Genomic DNA, 10,097 nt, shown 5'->3' on the forward strand with positions numbered 1-10,097 from the left:
TGCCATCGAGAGTGCGGCTGGTGAGCACTTGATCAGCCCATAAAAACACCACCTGGCCGCGATCGCAGAACAAGCTGATCGATTCTTCACTTGGGCGAGCTGATAACAAACGTTCCAGTTCCCGTAAAGAACGGGCTGGCACAGTTACAGCAAAGGGTTCAGCCCCCTGTTCCCCTCCGGCTTGATTACGCCTAACCGCTAAACGATGGCCATCGGTGGCAGCAAATTCCAAGCCGCCTTCCTCCACCTTGAGGTGAATGCCGGTGAGGATCTGCTTTGCTTCATCGCTGCTGCTTGCAAAAAGAGTGCTCCGCAAGCCCTCCACTAAAGCGGCACCACTCAATAAAATCGGCCTGCCATTTTGGGCAAGTGGTAGTTCAGGAAAATCTTCAGCGGTCATACCGCGCATCTGATAACTGCCAGAAAGGGCAGTGAGTTCCACCTGTTCTTCCCCTTCAGGGCAGGAGAGGGTGATGGGGCCATCAGGCGGCAAGCGGCTAACGATATCGGCGAGCAACTTTGCGGGCAGGGTGATGGCGCCACTGCCCTCTACCACCGCTGCAAAGCTGGTTTGGATCCCAAGGCTTAAATCAAATCCGGTGAGGCTGATCCGCCCTGCAGCTGCATCGGCTGTAACCAGCACATTTGCAAGTACCGGATGGGTGGGTCTACCAGCAATTGCGCGGCTTACCAATTGCAGGCTGCTGTTGAGCTCTGTTTGGCTGCAAACCAACTTCATCCCTTTGGGACCGATTGAATTGCTACCAAGCTTCCACACCAATTGCCAAATCGCAACGCGTAATTTCCCTCCTCTATCAAAAGGATTAATAAATTAAAAGAAAAGAAATAACCAGTAGTAGTAGGGGCTGGGGAAAGCCTGGAAAAGCTTTAAAAGCATTGAAAATAAAGGGTTTTATCAAATAATTAGCTGTGGAACTTAATTGGCTGAATGGGGAAATAAAGAGGTTTTCCACTTTTTCCAATGCTTGTGCAAAACCGCCCAAGAAAATTCGCGCTCAATAGCCCCAGGTTTTCCCCAGTTAATTTGAGCTTCTTCCCCAGACAGTTTGCGGCCCGGTTAATTAAAAACCCAGAACTTTTGCCACTGTTTCAGTGCTGGGATCTAGGTCGCCATGGAATGTGGCTTCACTGTGATCAATTGCTGTAGTTGGATCTTTGAGGCCATTACCGGTGAGTACACACACCACCCGAGCCCCAGAAGGAACCTCTTCAGCCCTTTGCAGTAACCCCGCCACAGAAGCTGCACTGGCTGGTTCGCAAAACACGCCTTCTTCGCGGCCAAGGAAGCGATAAGCGCTGAGAATTTCTTGATCGCTTACAGCTGAAAAACCACCATTACTTTCTTCCCTCACCTTCAGTGCTTTTTCGCGGTTAGCTGGGTTTCCGATCCGGATTGCAGTGGCAATCGTGTCTGGTTGCTCAACAGTGGTGCCATGCACTAGTGGAGCTGATCCGGCTGCTTGAAAGCCCATCATTCGCGGCAAGGTGCGGCATCTACCAGCATTTTTATATTCTTTAAATCCCATCCAGTAAGCGCTGATGTTGCCGGCATTACCCATGGGGATACAAAGCCAATCGGGGGCATCCCCCAACACATCAACCACCTCAAATGCAGCTGTTTTTTGCCCCTGCAAGCGATAGGGATTTAAAGAATTAACCAGTGTTACGGGGTATTTATCAGCCACCTCTCTAACGATGGTGAGGGCGCGATCAAAATTTCCGCGCACCGCCAGCACCTCAGCTCCGTAAAGCAAAGCTTGGGCTAATTTCCCTTGGGCTACATACCCATCGGGAATCAACACAAAGGCCCTCATACCGCCGCGGCGGGCATAGGCAGCAGCAGCAGCAGAGGTGTTGCCAGTGCTGGCACAAATCACAGCTGTGGCGCCAGCTTCCTTTGCTTTGCTAACCGCCATCGTCATGCCACGGTCTTTAAAACTACCGGTGGGGTTAAGACCATCCACCTTTAAATGCACCTGAATACCCCTACCAAGCCGTGCTGATAAAGCAGGTGCAGCTACTAAAGGGGTAGAGCCTTCGCAAAGGCTGATTACAGGGGTGCGATCGCTAACGGGTAGCCAACGGTTGTAGGCATGGATAAGCCCCTGCCAGTTCTGTGTGGTGGGCCTTTGGAATAGGCCGCGAACGGAACTGGGAAAAGGCACGGAATGGCTTAAAAGAACATTTTAGCTGGGCGGTTACTTCAAGCCGTCTAAGGGAGCTTCCGAGAAAAAACGCACCAGCTCGCTTATGGAAGAAGCTTTTTTCAATATCCCTAATAGCTGGGGAATATCTACTGCCATTTCTTCGGCTGGATAGGCCCTAAGAAAACTGAGGGGGCTGAGCTTGCCATTGTTTTCAGCAACGCCTAGCACCAAAGCAGAACGCAAAGCTTGGATACCAAACTGCGGAGCTCGTAGGGGATGCATCACTGCAGTAGCCCTCGCCAAAATCGCCTCACCGATGCGGGTGTAGAGCAAACGACTAGTAAGAACAACCGGAACAGGGAGTTCAGTGTTAATCATTCCCTGAACGGATTTTGGATTCTGCTTCGAAAATTTCAGCAGATCAGCCAGCAAACCAACGGGAACCCCTGTTTTTGCAAAAGATTCCAGATCGGATACATAAATCGTGCGTCGAAAGGCACCGCTCACGAAAACTATGTTTTCAGTGGCCAGCACCGGTGGGATATGAAGCACGGCAACTGGAAAAAAATTTTCGTCTTAAATCTAGGCTGCTGCGTTTAGTTGAAGTTTCAGCTTGGGGTCTGTAAGCACATCCCTCACCAAACGCACCACACTGCGTTCGGCTAAACCTTTTGCAAGCTCAAAACCCATCTCCCTGAGATCCGGTTCATTAAGAAGCCGTGGTAAGCGTTTTGTGAGCAGCTGCGCTTCAAACCCAGGAAGTTTATTGAGAATGCTCAGCAATTCACGAATTGGCTCGATACTTAGCAAATGATTACTGTTAACTACTGCAGCTGAATTCTGTAATCCAGGGGGGCGCAGCTGTTTAGGAAGGCGCCTACCAATCCTTTGAAACAACTGCCATCCTGCTGCATCGAGTTGATCGGCGGCGGCGTTAACCAACTGCATACGCAACACACCGGCTTTTGGAGAAAATAGAAAATCCAAAGTTTGGTCAATTAAACTGTTAAGATCTAGTTGTTGCTGTTTAGCAGCACTAAGTATTAAGTTTTCTAAACGAGACCACTTAAATACTTCTCCTTCAAATAACATTTCTTTAAGTGATTTTCTTAAATCAGGATCGGAATCTTCTAATAATCTGCGGGCAAAATATGGGTAGGCAGCACCGAGGATTTTAAAGTCTCTATCAACTGTTAAAGCAATACCTTCCAAGGTGATAAGCGAACGGATTATCAAGGCATAGTATGGGGGTACTTGGAAAGGAAATTTATACATAACTCCGGATAAATCATCGGTAACTGCTTTGAAATCCATGCGGCTTACACCTTTTTCTAGCGCTTGGCTAAACACCTGCTCAAAGGCGGGAACAATCGGAGCTAGATTTACTTCTTGCGCTAGGAAACCAAGGCTAACAAAATCTTTTGAGAGGGCATCGAAATTCTTATTTACTAAATGCACCACAGCCCTAATTAAACCAGTTCGCGATTCTCGAGTTACCTCGCTCATCATGCCAAAATCAAGATAAGCCAAACGGCCATCCGGCAGAGCTAAGAGGTTGCCAGGATGGGGATCAGCATGAAAAAAACCATGCTCCAGGAGTTGCTGCAAGCTGCAATTAACACCAATTTCCACCAACTCTTCAGGGTCTACACCCATCGCTTGAACCGCATCTAAACGGGTTAATTTGATTCCCTCCATCCACTCCATGGTGAGCACCCGCCTGCTGGTGAGTTCGCGATAGATGGCAGGAACCGCAATACGGGCATTGTGGGCATGTAACTTAGCAAAATTCTCAGCATTACTAGCTTCGTTGTAATAATCCATCTCTTCGAAAACCCGCTTGCCTAATTCATCTATTAAGGCAACTAAATCACTACGTATTAAACCAATATTAGTTTTAAGCCAAGCGGCAATATTGCGAACAATATATAAATCAAGGGTAATTTGTTCTCTCAGCCCCGGTCTTTGTACCTTCACCGCCACCGCCCTACCGTCTTTAAGGGTGCCTCGATAAACCTGACCTAAAGATGCAGCTGAAATTGGCTCCGGTTCAAGGCTTCCAAATAACTCATGAACCGGAGCGCCAAGATCTTCAGCGATACAGGCCCTAGCAAGATCGCTAGAAAATGCTGGTAATTGATCCTGAAGCCTCGATAATTCCTCAAGTAACACCGGTGGAACAATGTCTGGCCGGGTGGAAAGGGCCTGCCCAGCTTTGATAAAAGCCGGGCCTAATTCAGCTAATAAATTCGAGGCTTGCTTTGCTCGCTGCCGCGCAACAACAGCATTTTTCAACCTGCCGCTGATTTTGTCGCTTAATACCCCAAGCAGCAGCAGGGCGATCGGCACCAAGGTTTGCCAAAGCCGCCGCAATAATCTTTGCGGATGGCCGGCATAAATCCTGGTGATCGTTGCAGGGTCGTAGCTGTTGAGCCCAGCAACCTCAAGAAAATCGCTCAGTTCCCTTGATTTGAGCGTTTCCACTGCTTTTTGCTGCTTTTCAGTTGATTCTGATAGGCGATTGGTTCAGCTGTGCTTTAACCCCTTATGAAACGGCCTCGCCTTAGCTACGGTTTGCATAACTTTTAGCTGTTTATCGGAGGCTGGGGTGCTCACAACTCTGCGCCTCGAAAATATTGCTTTGATCGAAGCGTTGGAACTTAGCTTCTCTGCTGGTTTCACAGTGTTAACAGGTGAAACTGGCGCAGGGAAATCAATCCTGCTTGATGCGCTCGATGCAGTAACTGGCGGCGGCCAACCAGCGCGCCTTATAAGAACCGGTGCCAATCGCGGCGAAATCGAAGCGGCCTTTTCTTTCAGCCCTGCTCTGCGCCAGTGGTGCGCTCACCAACAGTTAAATCTTGAGGCTGAAGATGAACTACTGCTCAGCCGTGAATTACGACGCCAAGACGACAAATTAATCAGCCGCAGCCGCCTAAACGGGGTGGTTTTAAACAAAACGCTGTTGGCTGAATTGCGGCCGCTCCTCCTTGATCTCACCGGCCAGGGGATCACCCAACACCTAGGCCGCCCTGGGGAGCAACGCCGCTGGCTTGATCGCTGTGGTGGAAGTGCCTTACAAAGTTGCCTAAGCCCGGTGCGCCAAGCCCAAAAGGGTTGGAAGCAGGCCCTACAAGCACTGGAGCAGGCGCAACAGGCGCTAAATCAGAGCGAACAAGAGCGGCAGCGGCAAGAGCAGTTGTTGTATGAACTGGAGGCAGCACAACTGGAGGATCCCCATGAGCGGCAGCGGTTGGAGCAGGAGCAGGACCGCCTTTGCCATGGGGTGAGGCTGCAGCAAGGTTGCTCTGAATTACAGGGCCGGCTGCAGGAGGGGGCCGAGGCGGCGCCAGCGGTGTTGGAACATTTGGCGGCCTGTGATCAGGAATTACAGGTGATGCTTGGCCTTGATGCCAGCTTGCTGGTGTTTCAGCAGCGCTGGCTAGAGGCCCACAGCAATTTTCAGGAGTTGGCAAAAGACCTTGATGCTTATGCAAGCGGGCTGGAAGCAGATCCAGAACATCTGGCGACTCTCCAGGATCGAATTGCATTACTAAAAGGTTTGGAGCGGCGCCATGGTTTGGAGCTCAGCGGGCTAATCCAGCGGCGCGACCAATTGCGCCTGCAATTGCTTGAAGCTGGAATGCAAGCTCGATTGGCAGCGCTGGAACAGGCGGAATTAACAGGCCGCTTAAAACGAGATCAGGCCTGCGCAGCCCTTAGCGCTGAACGCCAAAGAGCAGCTCGCAGCCTTGAAGAGCAGTTGATGCAGGCGTTGCGACCCATGGCTTTGCCGGCGGTGCGCTTTGCAATTGCGCTTGATCCATGTTCGCCCGGAGAAGAAGGCGCTGAAACAGTGCAGTTTCAATTTTCCGCTAATCCAGGCGAACCCTTGGCACCTTTGCAAGAGGTGGCATCCGGTGGGGAGATGAGTCGATTTTTACTGGCCTTAAAAACCTGTTTAGCCGAAGCTGATACTGGGGTAACGCTGGTATTTGATGAGATCGATAGTGGCGTGAGTGGCAAGGTAAGTGTGGCTATGGCGGATCTGTTGCGGCGTTTAGCCAAACACCGACAGGTTTTTTGTGTTACCCATCAAGCGGTGGTGGCAGCAGCAGCAGATCAGCATCTGCTGGTGCAAAAAGAAGTGCAAAACGGTGTAACCCGCACCCTGGTGCGGCCATTGCTGAACCCCCAGGATCGTGAAAAGGAGTTAGCTGAATTAGCTGGTGGTGATAGTGGTGAGGCCAGACGCTTTGCAGCGAGCCTTTTGCAGCAAAGGCTCGCTTGAACGGGGCGCACTTGCCTAGAATCGCGAATTGTTGAACCTCTCCGATGGCTCGCGCCAAGGCCATTTCAGGCGAGGTAATCCGGGTGCGGGGCGCCCGCCAGCACAACCTCAAAAACGTAGATCTCACCCTGCCTCGCAACCGCTTGGTGGTTTTTACGGGCGTGAGCGGTAGCGGTAAAAGCTCTCTTGCCTTCGATACTATTTTTGCTGAAGGGCAAAGACGCTATGTGGAAAGCCTTTCCACCTATGCCCGGCAATTTTTGGGGCAGGTAGATAAGCCTGATGTTGATGCGATTGAAGGTTTATCACCTGCGATTTCGATCGATCAAAAATCCACCAGCCACAACCCCCGTTCCACCGTTGGCACGGTTACGGAAATTCAAGACTATCTGCGCTTGTTATTTGGTAGGGCCGGTGAACCCCATTGCCCCCAGTGCGATCTTTCAATCCAGCCGCAGTCGATCGATGAAATGGTCGATCAGATATTGCTGCTACCTGATGATTGCAGATATCAAATATTAGCTCCTGTTGTGCGGGGTAAAAAAGGTACCCACAACAAATTATTAAGCGGTTTAGTTGCAGAGGGTTTTGCCCGAGTGCGTATTAATGGTGAGGTGAGGGAACTTTCAGATAATATTGAATTAGATAAAAACCACTCCCATAACATTGAGGTGGTGGTAGATCGTTTAGTAGCCCGTGAAGGGGTGCAAGAACGTTTAACCGATTCTTTGCGTACCGCTTTGAAACGGGGTGACGGGCTGGCCTTGGTGGAAGTGGTTCCTAAAAAGAGTGAAGCCTTAGCTGATGGGGTGGAGCGAGAAAGACTTTATTCAGAAAACTATGCCTGCCCGGTGCATGGGGCGGTGATGGAAGAGTTATCACCACGGCTGTTTTCTTTTAATAGCCCCTATGGCGCCTGTCCCGATTGCCATGGTATCGGCTTTCTACGTAAATTTACTGAACAAAGGGTGGTGCCTGATCCAAGCCAACCTGTGTATTCAGCTATTGCACCTTGGAGTGAAAAAGATAGTAGTTATTATTTTTCTTTGCTTTATAGTGTGGGGTTGGCTTATAAGTTTGAATTAAAAACTGCTTGGAAAGATCTAAGCCGCACCCAACAGGAAGCTTTGTTATTTGGCACCGTAGAACCTATAATGATAGAAGCTGATAGTAGATATAGTAAAAATAAAGGATACGAACGTAGATTTGAAGGGGTCTTAACAATTTTAGATCGGCAATTAACAGATGCGGGTGGAGAATCGGCGCGTCAAAAGTTAGAAAAATTTCAAGATTTAGTTCCATGCGTCAGCTGCGCTGGTAAAAGACTTCGAGCAGAAGCCCTCGCAGTGCGAATTGGCCCCTTTGGTATCACCGATCTAACAGCTGTGAGCGTTGGTGAGTGCCTGAGGCGTATCGAGGCCTTGATGGGCATAGATAGCACTGGTGAAGCATTAATGAGCAGCAGACAAATACAAATTGCTGATCTGGTATTAAGGGAAATTCGCATGAGATTGCGCTTCCTAATTGATGTGGGCTTGGATTATTTAAGCCTTGATCGCCCCGCCATGACCCTATCGGGGGGGGAGGCGCAACGTATTCGTTTAGCTACCCAGATTGGAGCTGGCCTCACTGGCGTTTTGTATGTGCTCGATGAACCCAGTATTGGTTTGCATCAAAGAGATAATGATCGATTGCTAGCTACTTTGATTAAGTTGCGGGATTTGGGTAATACTTTAATTGTTGTGGAGCACGATGAAGATACGATGCGGGCTGCGGATTACATAGTTGATATTGGCCCCGGGGCTGGTGTGCATGGCGGGCGAATAGTTGCAGAAGGTGGCATGGATGATTTAATGGCGGCAGAAGATTCGATTACCGGTGCATATCTAAGCGGCAGGCTTTCAATCCCCACCCCATTTGAGCGGCGTACTAGTAATACGCGCCGTATAACTTTGCACGATTGCCATCGAAATAATTTAAATCATTTAGATGTGGAAATTCCCCTTGGCCGCTTGGTGGCAGTAACTGGGGTAAGCGGGAGTGGTAAAAGCACATTAGTGAATGAATTACTTCATCCAGCCCTTGAACATCAACTCGGCATGAAAGTGCCATTTCCGAGTGGCTTAGCTGAAATGCGTGGCATTAGCGCCATTGATAAAGTAATTATTATTGATCAATCTCCGATTGGCCGTACGCCGAGGTCTAATCCTGCTACTTATACAGGTGCATTTGATCCAATTCGCCAGGTATTTGCAGCAACAGTAGAAGCCAAGGCGCGTGGTTATCAAGTGGGTCAGTTTAGTTTCAACGTTAAAGGTGGGCGTTGTGAATCCTGCAGCGGTCAAGGGGTAAATGTTATTGAAATGAACTTCTTGCCCGATGTATATGTGCAATGTGATGTGTGTAAAGGCGCTCGTTATAACCGAGAAACCCTACAGGTGAAATACCGGGGCCACACGATTGCAGATGTTCTACAGATGACGGTGGAACAGGCGGCTGACGTTTTTACTGCCATTCCCCAGGCAGCCGATCGATTACGCACCCTGGTGGATGTGGGGCTTGGTTATGTGAAGCTTGGCCAACCGGCACCAACCCTTTCTGGTGGCGAGGCACAAAGAGTGAAGTTGGCAACCGAACTATCAAAAAGAGCAACTGGAAAAACACTTTATTTAATTGATGAACCAACTACTGGCTTAAGTTTCTATGATGTGCATAAATTGATGGAAGTGATGCAAAGATTAGTAGATAAAGGTAATTCAATTCTTGTAATTGAACACAATCTCGATGTGATTCGCTGTGCAGATTGGATTATTGATCTAGGCCCAGAAGGTGGTGATAAAGGTGGTGAAATTGTTGTGTGTGGCACCCCAGAGCAAGTGGCGGAGCATCCCACTAGCCACACCGCCCTTTATCTCAAGCAGGTTTTGATCCAGCATCCAGCGTTGCCGCTAGCGTTCTAGTGTGATAAATTTAGATATTTAATGATCCATTTTTCAAATGCCCTCCTTTCGCTTGCAACTATCTTCACTGATGTTGCCATTTATTGTATTGCAGGCTGCAGCTGTAATAGCTAAACCTCAATATGGGTATAAAGGCGATGTGTCACCAGAAAAATGGGGCCAACTCAGTCCTGCCTATCAAAAGTGCGCGGATGGCAAAGAGCAAGCACCTGTTAATATTGTAACTTCTAATGTTCAAAAAAAATCTCTACCGGTTCCTTTAAAGCCTGATTACCCCGCAACATCTGGTGATGTAGTTGTTAATACAGGAACCACAATTCAAGTTAATACCTCTGGTGGTTTAAAAATTGGCAATCAAGCTTACAAATTACTTCAGTATCATTTCCATACACCCAGTGAAGAAGCAATTAATGGCGTTCATTTCAAAATGAACGTACATTTGGTGCATCAGAATGCGGCCGGCAAGCTCGCTGTTATTGGTGTGAACTTTAAGGAAGGTGCTAAAAATGCTTATCTAGATTCTTTCTGGAGTAAACTTCCTCGAACAAAAGGCGCTAAGGTAGAACTAAATTTACCGTCCCTTTCAGGAATTTTACCAGTTAATCTTGACTATTATACCTACGCTGGGTCTTTAACTACTCCCCCTTGCAGCGAAGGAGTTCAGTTTTATATTCTGAA

General features: G+C 48.7%; 7 protein-coding genes. 3 read left to right on the forward strand and 4 right to left on the reverse strand.

All coding sequences use genetic code 11. The features are described from left to right. From dnaN to KB557_RS06355, 4 genes are all read right to left on the reverse strand, one after another. On the reverse strand, positions 1–739 hold a 739-nt coding region (dnaN, locus tag KB557_RS06340; protein WP_255132430.1), incomplete at its 3' end, for a DNA polymerase III subunit beta. Between the two features lie 343 nt (positions 740–1,082). Beyond that, entirely contained in the window at positions 1,083–2,186 is a 1,104-nt protein-coding gene (gene thrC / locus KB557_RS06345) for a threonine synthase (protein ID WP_255132418.1), read from the reverse strand. A gap of 33 nt (positions 2,187–2,219) precedes the next feature. Further along, positions 2,220–2,720, reverse strand: a complete 501-nt coding sequence (locus KB557_RS06350) for an alpha/beta hydrolase (protein ID WP_255132421.1) — start codon at positions 2,718–2,720, stop codon at positions 2,220–2,222. A gap of 30 nt (positions 2,721–2,750) precedes the next feature. Continuing rightward, positions 2,751–4,652 (reverse strand): AarF/ABC1/UbiB kinase family protein, encoded by a 1,902-nt coding sequence (locus tag KB557_RS06355; protein WP_255132423.1) that lies wholly within the window; start codon positions 4,650–4,652, stop codon positions 2,751–2,753. 124 nt (positions 4,653–4,776) lie between these two features. On the opposite strand from KB557_RS06355, the gene recN reads away from it, so the two are divergent. The 3 genes from recN to KB557_RS06370 form a co-directional block, all read left to right on the forward strand. Continuing rightward, entirely contained in the window at positions 4,777–6,459 is a 1,683-nt protein-coding gene (gene recN, locus KB557_RS06360) for a DNA repair protein RecN (RefSeq protein WP_255132425.1), read from the forward strand. A gap of 44 nt (positions 6,460–6,503) precedes the next feature. Next, a complete protein-coding gene (gene uvrA, locus KB557_RS06365) occupies positions 6,504–9,419 on the forward strand; it encodes an excinuclease ABC subunit UvrA (protein WP_255132428.1) in 2,916 nt (971 codons plus the stop codon). Positions 9,420–9,489: 70 nt separating this feature from the next. After that, the coding region (locus KB557_RS06370; RefSeq protein WP_255132429.1) for a carbonic anhydrase at positions 9,490–10,097 on the forward strand (608 nt) is incomplete at its 3' end.

It is taken from the genome of Synechococcus sp. Cruz CV12-2-Slac-r, assembly GCF_024346075.1.
Lineage (GTDB): Bacteria > Cyanobacteriota > Cyanobacteriia > PCC-6307 > Cyanobiaceae > Synechococcus_D.

What these genes read in the sequence shown, in the direction of transcription:
- uvrA (WP_255132428.1), top strand. Translation starts at nt 6,504, where the DNA reads ATGGCTCGCGCCAAGGCCATTTCAGGCGAGGTAATCCGGGTGCGGGGC.